Source organism: Mesorhizobium sp. P2_B11 (assembly GCF_056404855.1).
In genome coordinates this window covers 30,578-49,895 of the sequence record NZ_JBFUDF010000005.1, presented here as the reverse complement: position 1 = coordinate 49,895, position 19,318 = coordinate 30,578, and the positions used below count along the sequence as shown (strand labels likewise).

16 protein-coding genes are annotated in these 19,318 nt (G+C 64.2%); 13 read left to right on the top strand and 3 right to left on the bottom strand.

The features are described from left to right. Positions 1-36: 36 nt before the first annotated feature. Positions 37-933, bottom strand: coding sequence for a LysR substrate-binding domain-containing protein (locus AC1DYJ_RS16820; protein ID WP_477286776.1), 897 nt, complete (start codon positions 931-933; stop codon positions 37-39). Positions 934-1,034: 101 nt separating this feature from the next. Here AC1DYJ_RS16820 and AC1DYJ_RS16815 point away from each other — a divergent pair, with 101 nt between their 5' ends. The 8 genes from AC1DYJ_RS16815 (at position 1,035) to AC1DYJ_RS16780 (ending at position 10,847) form a co-directional block, all read left to right on the top strand. After that, positions 1,035-1,823 carry a HalD/BesD family halogenase gene (locus AC1DYJ_RS16815; RefSeq protein WP_477426159.1) on the top strand — a complete coding sequence of 263 codons (789 nt, stop codon included), beginning with the start codon at positions 1,035-1,037 and terminating at the stop codon, positions 1,821-1,823. Positions 1,824-1,930: 107 nt separating this feature from the next. Next, the gene (locus AC1DYJ_RS16810; RefSeq protein ID WP_477237159.1) at positions 1,931-2,620 is read left to right on the top strand and encodes a GntR family transcriptional regulator; all 690 of its coding nucleotides are present in this window, start codon (positions 1,931-1,933) and stop codon (positions 2,618-2,620) included. A gap of 36 nt (positions 2,621-2,656) precedes the next feature. Then, complete coding sequence (locus AC1DYJ_RS16805; protein WP_477286773.1) at positions 2,657-3,760, top strand: mandelate racemase/muconate lactonizing enzyme family protein; 1,104 nt, start codon at positions 2,657-2,659, stop codon at positions 3,758-3,760. Between the two features lies 1 nt (position 3,761). Further along, entirely contained in the window at positions 3,762-4,946 is a 1,185-nt protein-coding gene (locus AC1DYJ_RS16800; RefSeq protein WP_477286771.1) for a mandelate racemase/muconate lactonizing enzyme family protein, read from the top strand. Positions 4,947-5,256: 310 nt separating this feature from the next. Continuing rightward, entirely contained in the window at positions 5,257-6,921 is a 1,665-nt protein-coding gene (locus AC1DYJ_RS16795) for an ABC transporter substrate-binding protein (protein WP_477286769.1), read from the top strand. 71 nt (positions 6,922-6,992) lie between these two features. Next, positions 6,993-7,946, top strand: coding sequence for an ABC transporter permease (locus AC1DYJ_RS16790; RefSeq protein ID WP_477286952.1), 954 nt, complete (start codon positions 6,993-6,995; stop codon positions 7,944-7,946). Beyond that, positions 7,943-8,818: an ABC transporter permease gene (locus tag AC1DYJ_RS16785; RefSeq protein WP_477286767.1), complete on the top strand. Its 876-nt coding sequence runs from the start codon at positions 7,943-7,945 to the stop codon at positions 8,816-8,818. Before AC1DYJ_RS16790 ends, AC1DYJ_RS16785 begins: the two co-directional genes overlap by 4 nt. Continuing rightward, positions 8,811-10,847 carry a dipeptide ABC transporter ATP-binding protein gene (locus AC1DYJ_RS16780; protein WP_477286765.1) on the top strand — a complete coding sequence of 679 codons (2,037 nt, stop codon included), beginning with the start codon at positions 8,811-8,813 and terminating at the stop codon, positions 10,845-10,847. Before AC1DYJ_RS16785 ends, AC1DYJ_RS16780 begins: the two co-directional genes overlap by 8 nt. Here the strand turns inward: AC1DYJ_RS16780 and AC1DYJ_RS16775 are convergent. Next, entirely contained in the window at positions 10,844-11,752 is a 909-nt protein-coding gene (locus AC1DYJ_RS16775; protein ID WP_477286763.1) for a LysR family transcriptional regulator, read from the bottom strand. The two genes, AC1DYJ_RS16780 and AC1DYJ_RS16775, sit on opposite strands and share 4 nt — an antisense overlap. A gap of 114 nt (positions 11,753-11,866) precedes the next feature. On the opposite strand from AC1DYJ_RS16775, the gene AC1DYJ_RS16770 reads away from it, so the two are divergent. The 5 genes from AC1DYJ_RS16770 (at position 11,867) to AC1DYJ_RS16750 (ending at position 18,317) form a co-directional block, all read left to right on the top strand. Continuing rightward, positions 11,867-13,522 (top strand): ABC transporter substrate-binding protein, encoded by a 1,656-nt coding sequence (locus tag AC1DYJ_RS16770; RefSeq protein WP_477286761.1) that lies wholly within the window; start codon positions 11,867-11,869, stop codon positions 13,520-13,522. Between the two features lie 101 nt (positions 13,523-13,623). Then, on the top strand, positions 13,624-14,508 hold the full coding sequence (locus tag AC1DYJ_RS16765; protein WP_477286759.1) for a DUF427 domain-containing protein: 885 nt from the start codon (positions 13,624-13,626) through the stop codon (positions 14,506-14,508). A 309-nt stretch (positions 14,509-14,817) separates the two neighbouring features. Further along, the gene (locus AC1DYJ_RS16760) at positions 14,818-16,140 is read left to right on the top strand and encodes an NAD(P)H-dependent oxidoreductase (RefSeq protein WP_477286757.1); all 1,323 of its coding nucleotides are present in this window, start codon (positions 14,818-14,820) and stop codon (positions 16,138-16,140) included. A 16-nt stretch (positions 16,141-16,156) separates the two neighbouring features. Further along, a complete protein-coding gene (locus AC1DYJ_RS16755) occupies positions 16,157-17,644 on the top strand; it encodes a xylulokinase (RefSeq protein ID WP_477286755.1) in 1,488 nt (495 codons plus the stop codon). Between the two features lie 139 nt (positions 17,645-17,783). Then, positions 17,784-18,317, top strand: a complete 534-nt coding sequence (locus tag AC1DYJ_RS16750; protein WP_477286753.1) for a hypothetical protein — start codon at positions 17,784-17,786, stop codon at positions 18,315-18,317. 15 nt (positions 18,318-18,332) lie between these two features. Here AC1DYJ_RS16750 and AC1DYJ_RS16745 read toward each other — a convergent pair whose 3' ends face one another. Then, positions 18,333-19,295: a sugar-binding transcriptional regulator gene (locus AC1DYJ_RS16745; RefSeq protein ID WP_477286751.1), complete on the bottom strand. Its 963-nt coding sequence runs from the start codon at positions 19,293-19,295 to the stop codon at positions 18,333-18,335. Positions 19,296-19,318: the final 23 nt, after the last annotated feature.

Sequence of the window (19,318 nt, the reverse complement as noted above, 5' to 3'; positions counted from 1 at the left end):
TGGCGCCCTCGGCACCCACGCCGAGGGCGCCGTTTTTTATGGGCCGGGACGCATAGCGAGCAGTGCGACAAGCCCGGCAATATCGGCGCGCTCAGCCTTTGCCGGCAGCATGAAGGCGCAATAGGGCTGACCGAGCCGTACCGAGATCTGGGAGAGCGCGGTCAGGCGGCCAGCTTCGAGATCGGCATTGGCCATCGTCCTTTGGCCAAGCGCGACCCCCAATCCCAGCCTTGCCGCCGATATCGCCAGGCTGGACAGGCCGACGCGGCGGCCGTGCGAAGGATCCGGCGCGCGATTGCCGCCGGCGGCCGCGAACCAGTCCGCCCAGCTCGGATGCGAGGCATAGTTCGGCCCCCAGTTGGTGTGGATGAACTGGCTCTCATGCATTTCCGCCAGGATGTTGCCGTGGCGCTTCAGGAAATCGGGCGATGCAACCGGCAGCACCTCATCATGCACCAGCCGCACCATGCGCAGCGCCGGATAATGATAGTCGCCATAGGAGATACGCAGGTCGATGCTTTGGCGCACGACGTCGACCGGATCGTCCTCGACCCGGATGTCGATCGCCATTTGCGGGAAGCCGTCGAGCAGTTCCGCCAGCCGTGGCGCCAGCCACAATTCGGCCAGCGAGAACGGCACGCTGACGACAAGACGCGGCCGCACGCCGCCCTCCAGCATGCGCCGGCCAACCGCCGCTATGTCGCCGAGGGCGCGGGCCGTCTGCGGGTAGATGGCATGGCCGGCATCGGTCAGTGTGATGCGGTTGCCGTTGCGCACGAAAAGCTGCTTGCCGAACCAGCTTTCGAGATTGCGTATCTGCTGGCTGACCGCGGCGGAGGAGACGCCAAGTTCGGTGGCGGCGAGCGTGAATGAGCCGGCGCGAGCGGCGACCTCGAAAGCCCGCACGGCGTTTAAGGGCGGCAGCTTCTCCATATCGCTTCCCCAATATTTTCTTGGGCAACCCTAATTATTTTCCGCGTTGAGAGAAAGATTTTTTTGTCGTCTTCTGCTTTCGAAACCCGGAGCAATTGACCATGAAAAACATTCTCGATCTCGACCGCTATCCGCTCGACCGCGAAGGCAGCCCTGAATGGCAGCGTCTGGTGGACGCCTCCATTGCTGCGCTCGAAGCCGACGGCATGTTCAATCTCGAAGGGTTTTTGCGCCCTGGCGTCGCCGAGAAGGCGGTCGGCGAGATACAGCCGGTGATGGCGGCGCGCTCGCATGTGCACAAGCGCATGCACAACATCTACTTCAAGCCGGACCTTCCCGAACTCGCTCCGGATCATCCTGCGCTGCGCAAGGTCGAGACCATCAGCCATACGGTCTGCGCCGACCAGATTCCCGGCAGCACCGTGCTTGCCATCTACGAATACGAGCCGCTGCTGCGCTTCCTGGCGACGGCGATGGGCAAGAGCCGGCTGCATGTCATGCAGGATCCTCTGGCGCGCACCAATGTCATGGCCTACCGCGCCGGCGAAGCGCTGAACTGGCATTTCGACCGTTCGGAATTCACCACCACGCTTCTGCTGCAGGCGCCTGAACGCGGCGGCGATTTCGAATACCGCACCGATCTGCGGTCCGACGACAATCCCAACTATGATGGCGTCGCAAAGCTGCTCGAAGGGCGCGATCCCGAGGCCAAGATCCTGCGCCTAAAGCCCGGCACGCTGAACGTCTTCCGCGGCAAGAACACCGCGCATCGCGTTACCACGGTGCAGGGCGAGCGCGAGCGGATGATCGCGGTGTTTTCCTACTATGAGAGGCCGGGCGTGATGTTCAGCCCGGAGGAGCGCGTCGGCTTCTACGGACGGGCGGCATGAGGCCGAAAGGCTGACACGCCACCCGGCCACAAGAATCCGGAAATGGCCTCTTGTAGGATTGTCGACAATCTGCTTGTCTTGTTTCCGGCTCTCACTGGAGTGGCGACATGGCCAAGCTGGATTTCAGTCCGATCGCGGATACGACACGGCGGGCCGAGATCGTCGCGCTGCTCAGGCGCGCGATCCTGACCGGCCAGCTGGAACCCGGGCAAAAACTCAACGAGCTGAGGATCGCCGAGCAGATGCGGGTCAGCCGCGCGCCGCTACGCGAGGCGATGCGCGAGCTGGTGCAGGAAGGCATCCTGACCAGCATTCCTTATGCCGGCACGTTCGTCATCGATGTCACCGCCAAGGACATCGACGACGCCTATTCGCTGAACAAGGTGCTCGATGAATTTGCCATCGAGCGGACCTGGAAGTTGCGCGACCAGCGCTTCTTCGACGAACTCGACAGCCGCCACGAGGCGGTGAAGCAGGCGACGCGCGCGCTCGACACCACCCGCCAGATCGAAACCGCGCTGCAACTGCACGGGCTGATTTATGAGTGGGCCGACAATTCGGTGTTGCTCGAAACCTGGCAGCGGCTGACCAGCCGGCTGCAAATGTATTTTGCCCTGCATCAGCGGGCGCGCAACGAGCCGGTGCCGGCGGAAGACGTCCACGAGACCTATGTGCGGCTCCTAAAGGGCGCCGACATGCGCGCTGCCCAGCGTCATGCGCGCGAGCATATCGACCTCGATTTCGAAGAGCTGCTTGCCTATGCGCGTGGCCTCGAACAGCGAACGTCGAAGGGCTGATCCTCCTCAACACCAAGCGACAACGGACGTACACAAGTGCAGATCAAAACCATCAAGGCCTATCGTGTCGTGCAGCCCTTCGTGGACGGGCCCTACCGCATGTCGAAAGGGCGGGAGGCCGACTGCTTCGACGCGGTGATCGTCGCCATCACCTCCGACAGCGGCGTGACCGGCTGGGGCGAGATGGCGCCGCTCGGCAATTTCTACTCGGCCGCTTTTCCGGCGGGAACGCGCGCGGGCGTGGTCGAAATAGCGCCGCATCTGATCGGCCAGGACCCGCGCGGGCTGGCCGGCATCGGCCGGCTGATGGACACGGTGTTCAAGGGCCATCCCTACATCAAGTCGGCGCTCGACATGGCCTGCTGGGACCTGGCGGCGCGCGCCGCCGACGTGCCGCTGGTGACCATGCTCGGCGGCCGCGAAAGCGACATGGCGGAGACCTACCGCGTCGTCACCCATGGCACGCTCGACCAGATGGCGGCGCTGGCCAAGAGGATCATCGCCGAGGGATGTCGGCGCCTGCAGGTCAAGGTCGGCGGCAATGTGCATGACGACATCGAGCGCGTCACGACCGTCGCCTCGGCCGTGCCGAAAGGCACTGTCATTTTCTGTGACGCCAATGCCGGCTGGACGCCCTACCAGGCGCGCCAGTTCGCCGACGCCACGCGCGGCATCGACTACACGTTCGAGCAGCCCTGCACCTCGATCGAGGAAAACATGTCGGTGCGCCGCATGCTCGACAAGCCGATGGTGCTCGACGAGAGCGTCATCTCGCTCGAGGCAATGCTGGAAATCCACCGCCTCGGCGCAGCCGACGGGCTGACGCTGAAAATCTCGCGGCTGGGCGGCGTAACCAAGACGCGGCAGATCCGCGACGTCGCCGTCGATCTCGGCTTCATGATCACGGTAGAGGACACGGGCGGCGCCGAGATCGACACTGCAGCGATGGCGCATCTGTCGCTGTCGACGCCGGCGGAGCGCCGGCTGCACGCCATCGCCTTCCACGAATGGGTGACAGTGCGCACGGCAAAAAACGCCCCGCCGGTCACCGGCAGCCATATGGGCATTCCCGACGGACCCGGCCTCGGCATCGATGTCGACCCGAGTCTGCTCGGCGAACCCTTCTTCGAGATCGGCTGAAATGAAGATCCGTCGCATCAAGGCAACACCGATCAATTACCGGCTTGAAGCCCCTTACGTCTGGGTGTTCGGCGAGCTCGACGGCTTCTCGCCGACCATCGTCGAGGTCGAAACCGAGGATGGGCTGGTTGGGATCGGCGAAGCGCCGACGCCGGCCGCCGCAGCCGTCATCAACGACGTGCTGGCGCCACGGCTTGTCGGCCGTGACGTCTTCGACATTGCCGGCGCCGAGGAGGTCTGCCTGCCGTTCTGGAGCGGCGTGCAGTCGATCAACGACCGCACCCGCATCATGGCCTTCGGCGCCATCGAGGTGGCGCTGTGGGACCTGCGCGGCAAGGCATGGAAGCAGCCGCTCTACCAATTGCTTGGCGGCGCCGTGCGCAAGGATATCCCGTTCACCGACTATTTTTCGCTGCGCGGCGATGGGGCCGAGGTGAAGGGCGAGAAAACGCCGGAGGAAGTCGCCGACTATTGCGTCGAACTCAACGAGCGCTTCGGCACCACCTTCTTCGAAGGCAAATTCTCGACGCATGATCCGAAAGTTTCGCTCAAAATGGTCGAGCTGATCCGCAAGAAACTCGGCGACGAGGTGATGATCCGCATCGATTCCAACCAGGCCTATTCGCTGGCCACCGCCAGGCAACTGGCGCGGCCGCTGGAGGAGCTTGGCGTGCGCAACTGGGAGGACCCGGTGGCGAGCATCGAAGAGATGCGCGAGTTGCGCCGTCACACCTCGATCCCGTTCTCGACCCACAATATCGACATTGCCCGCGCCATGGTGCTGAAGGTGCCGGACGCCTTTGTCGGCAATCCGACCGCGCATGGCGGCATCAGCCGTATGCAGCGCTTCGTCGGCGCCTGCGAGCACGCCGGCATCGACTACTGGTGCTACAGCGGCGATACCGGCGTCGGCAGCGCGGTCTACCTGCATCTGTGCGCGGCACTGGGTTGGATCCGGGAGCCAAACCAGTCGCTGTTTCGCATGCAGCCGATGGACATCATCGAGGAAGGGCCGTTTTCGCCGAGGAATAATGTCGTGGCGGTGCCGGAAGGCCACGGCCTCGGCGTCACGCTGTCGCAGGACAGGCTTGCCGCCTGCAATCGCGACTTTATCGAGAACGGGCCGTGCAACAAATACCACGATCCGGAAAAGCCCGGCACCTATCGCCGGCTGCCGTTGAACTAGGCGGTTTTTCGGCCGGCAATTGCATCAAAACAACGAGGAGTGATCACACAAGCCGACAAGAGACGGATACAACAAGAGAAGCCTGCGGCTGTGGCAACGATCACAAGCGCGCGGGACGAACGGGTAAAAAGCAGATGCCTCGCAAAATCCGGTCCCTCCTCATTGTGGACCAGATGGACCGCGGAAAATCGCATGCTACAGTCCCGGTCGAAAGACTTCGTTGACGGCCGGGATAAGGAGAACTCCACGGAATTTCGTCAGCCATAAACACACCAGCCAACGACAAGAACACAGGGGAAAGGGTAGACCCATGATCAAGAATTACCGCCTTCTCGACCTCATCCGGCGCCAGCGCACGCCGCTCGAAAACCACCTGATCGACGGGCTCGTCGACGGCCGCGTCAGCCGCCGTGAGTTCATTCGTCATGGCAGCCTGCTCGGCCTGTCGCTGCCGCTTCTCGGCGGCATCACCACCGCGGCCGGCCTCAGTGGCATGCCTTCGCTCGCCCGCGCTCAAGGGGCGCCAGGCGCCACCATTCGCGTCGCCAGCAGCGTGCCGGCCGCGGCCATCGACCCGGTGACCATTGCCGACGCCGGCGGTCTTCTGGTGATGCAGCAGGTGGCCGAATTCCTCTGCATCGATGGCCCCGACCTGGTGCTGCAGCCCGCACTTGCCGAAAGCTGGAAGCCGAACGCCGACGGCACGGTGTGGACGTTCACGCTGCGCAAGGGGGTGAAATTCCATTCGGGCGGCGAGATGAAGGCCGACGACGTGGTGGCCAGTATCGACCGCCTCGCCGATCCGGCGAATTCCTCCAACGCGCTATCGGTCTTCAACGGCATCCTGAAGAAGGGCGCCTCGAAGAAGGTCGACGACTATACGGTCGAGTTCCATCTCGACGCACCGAACGGCAACTTCCCCTACATGCTGTCGTCGGACAACTACAACGCCGTCATCGTGCCGGCGAGCTACAAGGGCGATTACGAGAAGAGCTTCGACGGCACAGGACCGTTCAAGATCGAAAAGTACACGCCGAAGGTCGGTGCGTCCTTCGTCCGCAACGAGAACTATTGGGGACCGAAGGCGCTGCCGGAACGCACCGAGTTCACCTTCTTTGCCGACATGCAGCCGATGATCCTGGCCTTGCAAGGCGGACAGGTCGACATCATCAACCAGATGCCGGTGCTGTCGGGCGTGGCGCTGCTCAACGATCCGAGCGTCGACATCATCAGCCTGAAGTCGTCCGCGCATCAGCAATTGCACATGCACTGCGATGAAGGCCCGACGAAGGACGCTCGCGTGCGCCGCGCCATCGCGCTCTGCCTCGATCGCGAGAAGCTCGCCGCCGGTCTGATGAAGGGACGCTCGGCGCTCGGCAATGACAGCCCGTTCGCCGCAGTCTACCCCTCGACCGATACGACCGTGCCGCAGCGCAAGCAGGATATCGCGCAGGCCAAGCAGCTGATGGAAGCCGCCGGCGTCGGCTCAGGCTTCAAGATGACGCTCACCACCGAGCGCTATCTGGAGATTCCGGAATACGCCCAGCTCGTCCAGAACTGGGTCAAGGAAATCGGCATCGAGCTGGAGCTCAACATTCTCGACCAGGGCGCCTATTATGGAGATGCGGTATTCGGCAAATCGAACTGGCTGGATTCGGCGATGGGCATCACCGATTACGGCCACCGCGGCGTGCCGAATGTCTATCTGGCGGCGCCGCTGAAGAGCGAAGGCACCTGGAACGCGGCGCACTTCAAGAACAAGGACTACGATGCGCTGGCGACCAGCTACATCGCGGCCCTCGACCTCGAAGCGCAGAAGGCCGATGCCGGCAAGATCCAGAAGCTGCTGCTCGAGGAAACGCCTGTCATCTTCGGCTATTTCTACGACTACCTGACGGCGACGGCGAAGGGCGTGACCGGCGTGCAGCCGACCGCCATGTCGCAGCTGTTCCTCGACAAGGCGTCGAAGGCCTGAACGGAAAGAGAAAGCCAATCCTCTAACGGTCAGCTCCCGCACGGGAGCTGACTCAGCAAGGAGTTTAAGCCATTCTCTCCTTCCTCGTCCGGCGTGTCTCGCTGTCGCTCGTCACGCTGTTCCTGCTCTCGATCATGGTGTTTCTGGGCGGCCAGGTGCTGCCCGGGAATGTCGGGCGCGCCATATTGGGGCCGTTCGCCGACCAGCGTGCCGTCGATGCGCTCAACCACACGCTCGGCGTCGACCGTCCGCTGCTGACCCAATATGGCAGATGGATCTGGAATTTCATCCAGGGCGACATGGGCACGTCCTATATCTTCCGCTCGCCGGTGGCGCCGTTCGTGCTCGATGCGCTCGTCAATTCGATGAAGCTCGCGGCCGTCGCCTTCGTGCTGGTGGTGCCGATCGGCATTCTCGGCGGCGTGATTGCCGCGCTCAACCTCAACCGGCCGCTCGACCGTATCATCAGCCTTGGCGGCCTGTCGGTGACGGTGCTGCCGGAGTTCGTCACCGGCATCATTCTGATCCTGATCTTCGGCGTGTGGCTGCGATGGCTGCCGATCTCGGCGGCATGGCCGAAGGACGCCGGCTTCTTCACCCAGCTCTATTACCTGATCCTGCCGTCGCTGCCGCTGTTCCTGGTGCTGTTCGGCTACATCGCCCGCATGGCGCGCTCCGGCATGATCGAGGCGCTCGATTCCGACTACACGCGCACCGCTGTGCTCAAGGGCCTGCCATGGCGAACGGTGATCTGGCGCCATGTGTTGCGCAACGCGCTGCTGCCGACCATCACCGTCATCGCCACGCAGACCGGTTATCTCATCGGCGGCCTCGTCGTCATCGAGACGCTGTTCCGCTACCAGGGCATCGGCTCGCTGATCTTCACCGCGGCGCGCGGAAAGGATTTCCCGATCCTCGAAGCCGGCATCCTGACCATCGGCATCGTCTATGCGGTGGCGACCCTTGCCGCCGACTTTCTCTATTCCGTGCTCAATCCACGCATTCGGCTGGGGACAGATCAATGAGCGCCACCGACACCACCCCGGCGCCCGACACTGCCGCCCCGCGCGGCCCCTGGGCCGAAGTGTTCTTCTCGCTGCTGCGGTCGCCGACCTTTCTGGTAGGCCTCGGCATCGTGCTGTTCTGGGTCGCCTGCGCTTTGTTCGGTGAGCATTTCGCGCCCTATGACCCGCTTGCCGACGACATCATCAACGCGCTGGCGCCGCCTTCGGGCGAGCACTGGTTCGGCACCGACCAGATCGGCCGCGACGTCTTCTCGCGCGTCATCGTCGGCTCGCGCGACATCCTGACGGTGGCGCCGCTGGCGACGTTGCTGGCGACCGTGGCGGGCACCGCGCTCGGCCTCTTCACCGGCTATTTCCGCGGCATTGTCGACGACATCGTCAGCCGCATCCTCGAAGCCTTCATGGCGATCCCGGTGGTCATCGTCGCCCTGCTGGCAATCGTCGCGCTCGGAACTTCCAAGGCGACGGTCATCGTCGTCATCGGCCTGAGCTTCGCGCCGATCATTGCGCGGACGGTGCGCTCGGCGGTGCTTGCCGAACGCGAACTCGACTATGTCGCCGCTGCGCAGCTGAGGCATGAAAGTGCTGTGCACACGATGTTCGTCGAGATCCTGCCCAATGTCATTCCACCGATCCTGGTCGAGACCACGGTGCGGCTCGGCTATGCGATCTTTGCCGTCGCCACGCTCTCCTTCATGGGTTTCGGCATCCAGCCGCCCTCGCCCGACTGGGGCCTGTCGATCTCGTCCAATTACGGCATGATCGGCGGCGGCTTCTGGTGGACGGTGCTGTTCGACGCGCTCGCCATCGCCTCGCTGGTGATCGGCGTCAACCTAGCGGCCGACGGCGTTCAGGGGGCGCTCAATGACTGAGACCAACGCGCTCGACCTCCACGACCTCTCCGTCGCCTATCGCGTCAACGGCCGCAACCGCGCGGTGCTGCGCAATCTCAGCCTCACCATCGGCCGCGGCGAGGCCTACGGGCTGGTCGGTGAATCCGGCTGCGGCAAATCCACCGTGGCGCTGACCGTGGTGCGTTATCTCCCGCGCAACGGCTCGATCACCGGTGGGGCGATTTCGCTCGACGGCCAGGATGTCATGAAGCTCGACGCCGAGGCGCTCAGGCGCGCCCGCGCCGACAGTGTGTCGATGGTCTATCAGGACCCGGGCAAGGCGCTGAACCCGTCGCTGCGCATCGGCCGCCAGCTGACCGAGATTTTCGAGCTTGGCGGCGTCTCGGGACAAGCGGCCGAAGAGCGCGCCGTCGCCATGCTGAACCGGGTGCGCATTTCCGATCCGAAGAGCGTCATGCAGCGCTATCCGCACCAGCTTTCCGGCGGCATGCAGCAGCGCGTGGCGATTGCCATGGCGCTGGCCAACGATCCGACGATGCTGATCCTCGACGAGCCGACGACCGGCCTCGACGCGACGGTGGAAGCCGAGGTGCTCGACCTTATCGCGCAGCTGCGGCAAGAGCTTTCGGCCTCGATCCTGTTCATCAGCCACAACCTCGCCGTCGTCTCCAACATGTGCGACCGGGTCGGCGTTCTCTATGCCGGCATGCTGGTCGAGGAAGGACCGACGGATCGCGTGTTCAGCGATCCGCGCCATCCCTATACGGTGGCGCTGCTGCGCTGCCTGCCACGTGGCGGCCAGCGCAAGGACCATGGCCGGCTCGACACCATTCCGGGCTTCCTGCCCGGCATCGGCGCCACCATCAAAGGCTGCGCCTTCGCCGATCGCTGTGCGCTGGCCGATGACCGCTGCCGCACCGAATTGCCGCCGCTCTATGAGCTTGACGATGGCCATGGCGGCGTCCGGCTGTCGCGCTGCCACTATCACGAGAAGGCGCAGGCGCTGCCGCGCGCGACACCGAGCGACGTCACGGTGCCTGCCCGCAAGGAGGCGCCGGCGGTGCTGCGCGTCGAAGGGCTGAACAAGACCTATTCCAGCCACGGCCATGCGCTGCGGGCGGTAAAAGATGTCTCGGTCAGCCTGTGGCCGGGCGAGACGCTCGGCCTGGTCGGCGAATCCGGCAGCGGCAAGACGACCTTTGCCCGGCTGCTGCTTGGCCTCGTGCCGCCGGATGAAGGCGGCACGATCGAGCTCGAAGGCAAGACGCTGGCGCCGCGGCTGGAAAGCCGCAGCGACGACCAGATCAAGGCGATGCAGATCGTCTTCCAGAACCCGGATTCAGCACTCAACCGCTCGCATTCGATCCGCCATCTGATCAGCCGCGCGCTGAAGCGGCTGGCGGGCCTGAAGGGCGCTGCATTGCAGGCACGGCTCGAAGAGTTGGTGCGCTCGGTACGGCTCACCGACCGGCATCTGGCCGTCAAGCCGCGCCAGCTCTCAGGCGGGCTGAAGCAGCGCGTCGCCATTGCGCGCGCCTTCGCCGGCGAGCCGCGCATCGTTGTCTGCGACGAGCCGACCTCGGCGCTCGACGTTTCGGTGCAGGCGGCGATCCTCAATCTGCTCGCCGACCTGCAGTCGAAGGAAGACGTCAGCTACATCTTCATCTCGCACGATCTTGGCGTGGTGCGTTACCTCTCCGACAAGATCGCCGTGCTCTATCTCGGCCGCATCATGGAGCTCGGACCGTCCGAAAACGTCTTTGCCGGGCCGCATCACCCCTATACCGAAGCGCTGCTGTCGGCGGTGCCCAAGCTCGACCAGACCGAGACGGCGCGCATTCGCCTCGACGGCGAAATCCCCAGCGCCACCAATCCGCCGTCCGGCTGCGTCTTCCACACGCGCTGTCCGCGCAAGATCGGCGCGATCTGCGAGACGCAGGAACCGCCGCTCAGCGAAGCCCAGCCCGGCCATTCGATCCGCTGCCACATTCCCTATGCGGAGCTGGCCAGGCTGCAGGCGCCGAAGCAGGCCGTTCCAGTGGGTTAGAGCCGATAGGTATCGGCCATGCTGAAGACGCGGTCGCCTTCGGCAAAACCCTCGGCTGGCGTCCAGTCGCTGGCCAGCGCGCGCAACCCGTCGAGCGCGACATTGAGCGTGTCCGACGAGATCGGGTTTGCTGGGTAGGCGAGATAGATCGGCCGCTGGAACACCGGCGCATCCTCGATGCGCCGCATCTCGCCGCGCTCGATATGACCGCCGACGGCGCTGAGCGGCAGGTAGGCCGCCGCCTGCTGCGACAGCACGTGCTGCAGCCCGATGAACACCAGCCCGGCCGAGATGGCCGGCTTCACCATGCCGGCAAAGGCGCGGTCGTGCTCGATGCGGAACTCCAGCCCCCAATCCATGAAAATGTAGTTCTCGGTCCACGGCCTGGTCTGCGCGGCATGCTGGACAAGCACGACCTGGTCGACGGCCAGCGTCTCATAGACGACGCCGGGATGCGGCCGCGGCAGATAGAGGATGCAGATGTCGAGCAGGCCTTCCGCCAATTGGTCGATCGCCTGGTCGGGGAAACTGCCTTCGAGCCGGAGCGCCACGTTCGGCCGCCTTTCGCGCATCCAGGCAATCCAGGACGAGGTGATGCGATCCCACAGATAGGCGGGTGCGGTGAGCCGCAGCAGCGTCTCATAGCCATCGGGAACCGCGATGTCCTGCCGCGACTGCTCCCAGGTGCGGGTGATCGTGGAGGCGTGCGGCAGGAACTGGCGGCCGGCCGGCGTCAGCGTGACGCCGTCGCGGTCGCGGACGAAAAGCCGGCGCCCCAATTGCTCTTCCAGCCCTCTGATCCGCGCGCTGACCGTGGACTGGGCGAGGTTCAGCCGGCTGGCGGCGACGGTAAAGCTGCCATGGGTGGCAACCTCGAGAAAACTGCGCAGATTCTCAGTGTCCATGGTTTGGCTCCGTCATCGAAAATTTCGATGGCCGCCATCAAAAAATATCGCTTTCCGGCCGCGGTCAACAGTGAACTATTTGGCGCAGCCCCCACGAAAACAGGAATGCCGCCCATGCCGAAGCATTTCCAAACCACCGATGCCGCCCGCAAGACTTTAAGCGCCATCGAAAATTCCGCTGTCGACGAGTTGCTGGCCGGCCGCATCGGCCGGCGCGATTTCCTGCGGCATGGCAGCATGCTCGGCCTGTCGCTGCCGTTCCTGGGCAGCCTTGTCGCCGCCGCTGGTTTTGGCACAGAGCCGGCCCGCGCCGAGGGCAAGCCCGGCGGCACGGTGCGTGCCGGCATCGCGACGCCGGGCGGCGCCATCGATCCCGTCACCTACTATGACAGCGGCAGCTACCAGTTGGTGTTCCAGACCGCCGAGTTTCTCTGCGTCACCCAGCCGGACCTGACCCTGAAGCCGGTGCTGGCCGAGAGCTGGGCGCCAAATGAGGACGGCAGCGTCTGGACCTTCAAGCTGCGCAAGGGCGTGAAATTCCACAATGGCGAAGAGTTTAGGGCGGACGACGTCGTCGCCACCTTCGACCGGCTTGCCGATCCGGCCGGCGCTTCCAATGCGCTCTCCGTGTTCAAGGGCCTGCTGTCGAAAGGCGGCACGCAAAAGGTCGACGACCACACCGTCGCCTTCCATCTCGATGCGCCCAACGGCAGCTTTCCCTATTCGGTGTCGATCGACAATTACAACGCCGTCATCCTGCCGGCGAGCTACAAGGGCGACTACGAAAAGACCTTCGAAGGCACCGGCCCGTTCCGGCTGGAGAGCTATACGCCCAAGGTCGGCGCCACCTTCATCCGCAACCCCGACTATTGGGGCGAGAAGGCCCTGCCCGACCGGCTCGAATTCAAGTTCTACGGCGACGTACAGCCGCGCATCCTGGCGCTGCAGGCCGGCGAGGTCGACCTGCTCGACGCCGTGCCGCTCGATGTCAGCCAGGTGGTGCTGAACAGTCCCGACATCACCGTGCTGCGCGTCGCCTCGACCGCGCATCGCCAGTTGCACATGCGCTGCGACATGGCGCCGTTCACCGACAAGCGCGTGCGCCAGGCGCTGGCGCTCTGCATCGACCGCTCGAAACTGGTCGACGGTCTCTGCCGCGGCATGGCGGCGACCGGTAATGACAGCCCCTTCGCGCCGGCCTTCCCGGCCACCGACAAATCGATCCCGCAGCGTGCGCAGGACATCGCCAAGGCCAAGCAGCTGATGGAAGCGGCGGGGTTGGCTGGCGGCTTCGACATCACGCTGACGACGCTGCGCTATTCCGACATTCCGGGCTACGCGCAATTGTTCCAGAATTTTGCCAAGGAGATCGGCGCCCGCATCGCGCTCAACATCGAGGACCAGGACAAATATTACGGCAAGGCGGTGTTCGGACAGTCGGACTGGCTGGACAGCCCACTCGGCATCACCGACTACGCCCACCGCAGCGTGCCGAACGTTTTCCTGAAGAGCCCGCTGGTCGGCGACGGGCCGTGGAACGCGGCGCATTTCAAGAGCCCGGCCTATGACGGCATGGTCACGTCCTATCTGAAGGCGCTCGATATCGGCGCGCAGCGGACTGCGGCCTCCGACATCCAGAAGCTGCTGCTCGACGAGACGCCAGTCATCTTCAGCTATTTCCCCGACTTGTTGGTGCCGGTGCGCAAGAATGTCAGCGGCCTGCCGCCGATTGCCGCCGGACTGCTGCTCGATCGCGTATCCTTGGGGTAGAGGATCCCGGACCGAGAGCCCCGCGCGACAAAGCGAGCAGCTCTTGCCGCGTCGACCTTCGGTTCGGGCTTTGTCGCCCTTAACAAGAAACCGGCTTCACCATGCACCAGCGTTCGGCCACGAAAGACAAGAAACGGGAGACCACCATTCGCAAGCCCCATCTGCGCGGTCGTGGACCGCATTTCCCTGTGCTCGACCAGATCGTCCAGTACGAGTTCGAGCCCGGCTATGTCGCCTTCACCATGCCTTCGCTGAAAAGGATAAGGGTGCAGGTGGGCTCAATGACCGTCGCTGACACCACAAAGGCGCTGATGTTCTACGAATCCGATCATCTGCCGGTCTATTATTTCCCGATCGAGGATGTGCGTGAGGAGTTCCTGCTGCCCTCGAAGACGACGACCGAGGACCCCTACAAAGGCACTGCCACCTTCTACTCGCTCAACACCGGCATCACTTTGGTCGAGGATGGGGCGTGGCGTTACCTCGATCCGGCCAAGGGCTGCCCGCCGATCGCCGGCTACATGTCGTTCGTGTGGAGCAAGATGGGCCACTGGTTCGAGGAGGATGAGGAGATCTTCGTCCATGCCCGTGATCCGTTCCGCCGAGTCGACTGCCTGCCCTCGTCGCGGCGGGTGCAGGTCATTCTCGATGGCGAACAGGTGGCGGATTCGCGCCGCGGCGTGTTCCTGTTCGAGACCGGCCACCCGGTGCGCCATTATCTGCCGATCGCCGACACCAGGCTCGATATGTTCGCGCCCAGCCGCTACATCTCGCGCTGTCCCTACAAGGGCATCTCCAACTACTACCACGTGACGACCGCCACCAAACGGCACGAGAACATGGTCTGGTACTATCCCGAACCGGTGCACGAGGCCGAGCGCATCAAGGGCCTGGTGTGTTTTCATCACGAGCTTGTCGACAAGATCCTGGTCGATGGGGTGGAGATTCCGAAGGAGGCGACTGCCGCTTCCAGCGGGTATTTTTGATCGGTCTAGTCCACGGCCAGCGCAACCAGCAAGATTGGCTGAAACAGCCCAGTGCTTCGTCATCCCAGGGCGAAGCAGGAGCGAAGCTCCGTCGCGTAGACCCTGGGATCCATTCCGTGCCATCCGTCGAAGAATGCAGGGTGCAGATCTATCTTGCGCCGTGGCGTTCGTCGGCTGATGTCGCGGCATGGATCCTCGGGTCAAGCCCGAGGATGACGATCGGAGGGGTTGAAATATTTTTCAAATAGAAATAGGAATGTTCAAAATGATGATTTGACGCAGCAGTGCGTCATGACTGGAGGAAGCGATATGGCCCATCCGCAATTTGCAGCGGAACTTCTGCAGCGCGCTGAAGCCCAGGGGCCTATCACCATCGGCCTGGCCGGCGCCGGGCAGATGGGCACCGACATCGTCGTCCAGGTGGCGCTGATGCCGGGCATGCGGATCGGTGCCATTTCCGAGGTGCGGCCACAAGCGGCGATCGATGCGGCGCTGCTCGCCGGCCATGACCGTTCCGACATCGTCCAGGCGGCCAACGCCTCGGCCATCGACCGCGCCATCGAGGCCGGCAAGATCGCGGTGACCGAGGACCTGCATGCGCTGGCCGCGGCCGGCCGCATCGACGTCATCATCGACGCCACCGGCAATCCCAACATCGGCACGCTGTTTGCGCTCGAAGTGATGAAGAACGGCAAGCATATCGTCATGCTCAATGTCGAGGCCGACATCACCATCGGCCGCTTCCTCAAGGAAGAAGCCCGCAAGGCCGGCGTCGTCTACACCGGTGCTGCCGGCGACGAGCCCGCCTGCACGCTGGAGATCATCGGCTTTGCCCGCAGCCTCGGCTTCAACATCATCGCCGCCGGCAAGGGCAAGAACAATCCGCTGAAGATCGACGCCATGCCGGCCGACTACGAGAAGGAAGCGGCCGAGCGCAACATGAATGCGCGCATGCTGGTCGAGTTCGTCGACGGCTCGAAGACGGCGATCGAGATGGTGGCGATCGCCAACGCCACCGGCCTGGTGCCTGATGTGCCCGGCATGCACGGCCCGACGGCGACGCTCGAGGAGCTGGCCAGCGTGCTGTGCCCGCGCGAGGATGGCGGCGTGCTGCACCGCAAGGGCGTGGTCGACTACTCCATTGGCAAGGGCGTGGCGCCGGGCGTGTTCTGCGTCATCGAAACCAGGCATCCGCGCGTCATGGAGCGGATGATCGACCTCAAGGTCGGCAAAGGCCCCTATTTCACGATCTTCCGCCCCTATCACCTGACCAGCCTGGAAGTGCCGCTGTCGGCGGCGCGCGCCGTTGTCTACAAGCGCGCCGACATGGAGCCGCTCGACCATCCAGTGGCCGAGGCGGTGGCAGTGGCCAAAAGCGATCTCGGCGCCGGCCAGTCGCTCGGGATGATCGGCGAGACCGACTATCGCGGTTTCGCCATGACATGGGAGGACGCGCGGGCCAAGGGTGCACTGCCGCTCGGGCTGGCCGAACGCGCCAGGGTGGTCAAGCCGATCAAGACCGGCGACTTCCTGACCTATGAAAATTGTGTACCCGACGATTCGATGGTGATAACGCAGATCCGCCGCCGTCTCGACCAGTCGGACGGACGGTTCGTGACCAACGCCGCCTGAACCTTCGGGGCCTCTGATGGACGACGTCGTTATCGGGATCGACGCCTCGACGACGGCCGTGAAGGCGATTGCTTTCACCCGCGACGGCGCGGAGCTGTTCCAGGCGCGCGAAACCTATCCGCTTTCAAACCCGAAGCCCGGCCATTTCGAGCAGGACGCCGAACATTGGTGGGCAGCCCTGGTCAGCGCGCTGAAGCAGGTCACCGACAAGGCCGGCGCCACGCGCGTGGCGGCCATTTCCATCGCGCATCAGCGCGAGAGCTTCACGCTGATCGATGACGAGGGCAAGCCGCTCATCCCCGCGATCCTGTGGCTTGACGAGCGTGCGCGGCCGCAGGTCGCCAGGCTGTCGGCCGAACTCGGCCGCGAAGCGATCCGCGACTGGAGCGGCAAGCCGCCGGACCCGACGCCGGCGCTTTACGCCATCGCCTGGCTGGCCGAGCACCAGCCGCAAGTTCTGACCAAGGCGGCGGCGCTGGTCGATGTTCACGGCTTCTTCGTCCACCGGCTGACCGGACGCCTCGTCACCAGCACGGCAAGCGCTGATCCGCTTGGGCTGCTCGATATCGCGACAGGGCGATGGCATGCCGACCTCATCGCGGCCGCAGGCCTTCAGCCACGGCAATTGCCGGCGCTGATCGGCCCAGGCCAAATCTGCGGCGGACTTGCCGAAAGCATTGCGCAGCTAACCGGGCTGAAAACCGGCACGCCGGTCGTTGCCGGCGCCGGCGACGGCCAGGCGATGGGTCTGGGCATGGGCGTCTACGGTGCCGGCAGGAGCTACCTCTCGCTTGGCTCGGGTGTCGTCAGCGGCTGCTATTCAGGCACGGTCACCACGTCGGACGCATTTCGCACGCTGGTCTCGCCGACCGGCTCCGGCTTCATGCTGGAGACGGTATTGCGCTCGGGCATGCAACTGGTCGACTGGATCCTGCGCACCACAGGTGCGGCTTCCGCGGCAGAACTGGAGAAACTTGCCGTCGATGTGCCTGCCGGCAGCGACGGGCTGCTGATTATGCCCTACTGGGCTGGCGTCATGAGCCCCTATTGGGATGGCGCGGCACGAGGCGCCGTCGTCGGCCTGTCGCTCAACCACGAACCCAGGCATCTCTTCCGCGCGACGCTGGAAGGTATCGCTTTGGAGCAGGCCATCGCCAGCGAAGCCATGGAAGCCGAGAGCGGCGGCAGGCCGGCGGAGATGATCGCCGCCGGCGGCGGCACCAATTCTGCGCTGCTGATGCGGATCATGGCCAGCGTGCTCGAGCGGCCGCTTTTCGTCTCGCCGGTCAACGAGGCGGCGGCCCTTGGCGCTGCCATGCTAGCGGCTTCGGCCATCGGCTGGTTCGCCTCGCCGGAAGAAGCCGCCAAGGCAATGGCGGCGGCGCCGGCCAGGCGTGTCGAACCTGATATGGCGCTGGTGCCGGCCTATCGGGCACGCAAGGCGATCTACCGCGACCTCTATCACGCGACACGCGATATCCATGCGCGGCTGGGCGAGGTCTGAGGTCGCGCGCCGTTACAATTCCTATCCTCCGACCGTTTGTTTTGTGTCTTGTCCGGCGGATGCTAGACTCATCGGCATCATGAAGGCTGCACTTCACCTTGCTGCCCTGCCCTGGATTGCCGCTCTTGTGGCAGCTCCAATGGCAGCGCGTGCGCAGGACGAACCGCCTTTCGAAATCTCACTCGACATGAACAATGACGGCCGGATCGATCGGGCCGTGATCACCACGAACCCCGACGATGGGTCGGCGGATCTCTCGCTTTATCTGGCTGCCGGCGAGGGAAAGCTCGATCCTTCGCGCAAGCCTGACTTCATCAAAAAAGCACTGACGGAGGATCATGTCCTGGCGCTCGACGAGAAGAGCAATGGGTCGCTTGTCGTCACCTCGTGCTTCGGCTGCGGCGCCAATAAATCCTGGGAAGCGACGCTGACGATTGTCTATAGCGGCGGCAAATTCCTGGTCGCCGGCTACAGCCGCGACTGGGACTGGAACGTGCAGAAAGCTGACGGCACGGTCGAGACGACGCTCGGAGGCTGCGACATCAATTTCCTCACCGGCAAAGGCGTCGCCTCAAAGGATATGGACGACGGCAAGCCGGTCGCGGGAAAATTCAGGCCAATCGCGCTTGCCGACTGGTCGGACGACAACCGTCCCGAGCCCTGCAAATTCTGAAAAGGCCCACGAGCTTCAGCGGCCGAGCAAGCCCTTGGCCGCATCCTCGTCGGTGATCAGCACGGAAACCTTGGTGCCCGCCAGCGCCGCGCGCATCACCGCGACCTTCTCCTGACCGCCCGAAACCAGGATGATGTTCGGGATGTCCGACAACTCCTGCAGCGGATAGGCGCAGACGCGGCGGTTGACCTCGTGATCGACCGGGCGGCCCTCGGCGTCGATGAAGTGGCAGAGGATGTCACCCACGGCACCTGCCGCCTGCAATTCCTCGAGCTCGCTCGGCTTGATGAAGCCGTAGTTGGCGATCGGGCTGTCGTTGGAAAACGAGCCGACGCTGAGCACGGCGATGTTGGCGCGGCGCGCGCGGAAGACGACGTCCTGGACGCTGCGCTGGCTCATGAAGGCATCGCGCTGCTCGGGCCTATCGGCATAGACCGGCACTGGCAGCAGAAAACATTCGGCGCCGATCTTTTCGGCGAACTCCCAGGCGCTTTCGGTCGGGTTGAGCGGCTGCGCATGGGTGAGGCCGCCGAGCATCGAAACGACAGTGGTTCTGGCGATCGGCCGCCGCGGCAATTCGTTGATGGCGAATTTCAGCGTGCGGCCCCAGCCCAGCGCAATGACATCGCCGGCGTTGACGTTGTCGGCGAGGTAGGCGGCAGCGGCATGGCCTATCATCAGCGGCGCGTTGTTGCGGTCGGCGGCTGACGGAACCACGACGGCCTGGCTTAACCCGAAGCGTTGTTTCAGGCTTTCCTCAAGCTGCACGCATTCGACGACGCTGTCGCGGATGCGGAACTGGACGATGCCTTCCTCGCGCGCGGCGGAGAGGATGCGATGCACCTTGATGCGGCCGATGCCGAGGATCTCGGAGATACGCTCCTGCGTCAGCCCCTCGACATAGTAGTGCCAGGCGGCGCGGGCCTTCAGCTCGGCATCCGGAAAGCGCGACGCCTTCTCGTTCTCAATCACCGCCATCTTTCTTGCCCTCCCGCAGCAAG

Bases quoted from the DNA above. Each gene is read 5' to 3' on its own strand.
- AC1DYJ_RS16815 (WP_477426159.1), top strand. From the start codon at position 1,035: ATGAAAAACATTCTCGATCTCGACCGCTATCCGCTCGACCGCGAAGGC.
- AC1DYJ_RS16755 (WP_477286755.1), top strand. From the start codon at position 16,157: ATGGACGACGTCGTTATCGGGATCGACGCCTCGACGACGGCCGTGAAG.
- AC1DYJ_RS16785 (WP_477286767.1), top strand. From the start codon at position 7,943: ATGAGCGCCACCGACACCACCCCGGCGCCCGACACTGCCGCCCCGCGC.
- AC1DYJ_RS16750 (WP_477286753.1), top strand. From the start codon at position 17,784: ATGGCAGCGCGTGCGCAGGACGAACCGCCTTTCGAAATCTCACTCGAC.
- AC1DYJ_RS16765 (WP_477286759.1), top strand. From the start codon at position 13,624: ATGCACCAGCGTTCGGCCACGAAAGACAAGAAACGGGAGACCACCATT.
- AC1DYJ_RS16795 (WP_477286769.1), top strand. From the start codon at position 5,257: ATGATCAAGAATTACCGCCTTCTCGACCTCATCCGGCGCCAGCGCACG.
- AC1DYJ_RS16810 (WP_477237159.1), top strand. From the start codon at position 1,931: ATGGCCAAGCTGGATTTCAGTCCGATCGCGGATACGACACGGCGGGCC.
- AC1DYJ_RS16780 (WP_477286765.1), top strand. From the start codon at position 8,811: ATGACTGAGACCAACGCGCTCGACCTCCACGACCTCTCCGTCGCCTAT.
- AC1DYJ_RS16745 (WP_477286751.1), bottom strand. From the start codon at position 19,295: ATGGCGGTGATTGAGAACGAGAAGGCGTCGCGCTTTCCGGATGCCGAG.
- AC1DYJ_RS16770 (WP_477286761.1), top strand. From the start codon at position 11,867: ATGCCGAAGCATTTCCAAACCACCGATGCCGCCCGCAAGACTTTAAGC.
- AC1DYJ_RS16800 (WP_477286771.1), top strand. From the start codon at position 3,762: ATGAAGATCCGTCGCATCAAGGCAACACCGATCAATTACCGGCTTGAA.
- AC1DYJ_RS16760 (WP_477286757.1), top strand. From the start codon at position 14,818: ATGGCCCATCCGCAATTTGCAGCGGAACTTCTGCAGCGCGCTGAAGCC.
- AC1DYJ_RS16820 (WP_477286776.1), bottom strand. From the start codon at position 933: ATGGAGAAGCTGCCGCCCTTAAACGCCGTGCGGGCTTTCGAGGTCGCC.
- AC1DYJ_RS16775 (WP_477286763.1), bottom strand. From the start codon at position 11,752: ATGGACACTGAGAATCTGCGCAGTTTTCTCGAGGTTGCCACCCATGGC.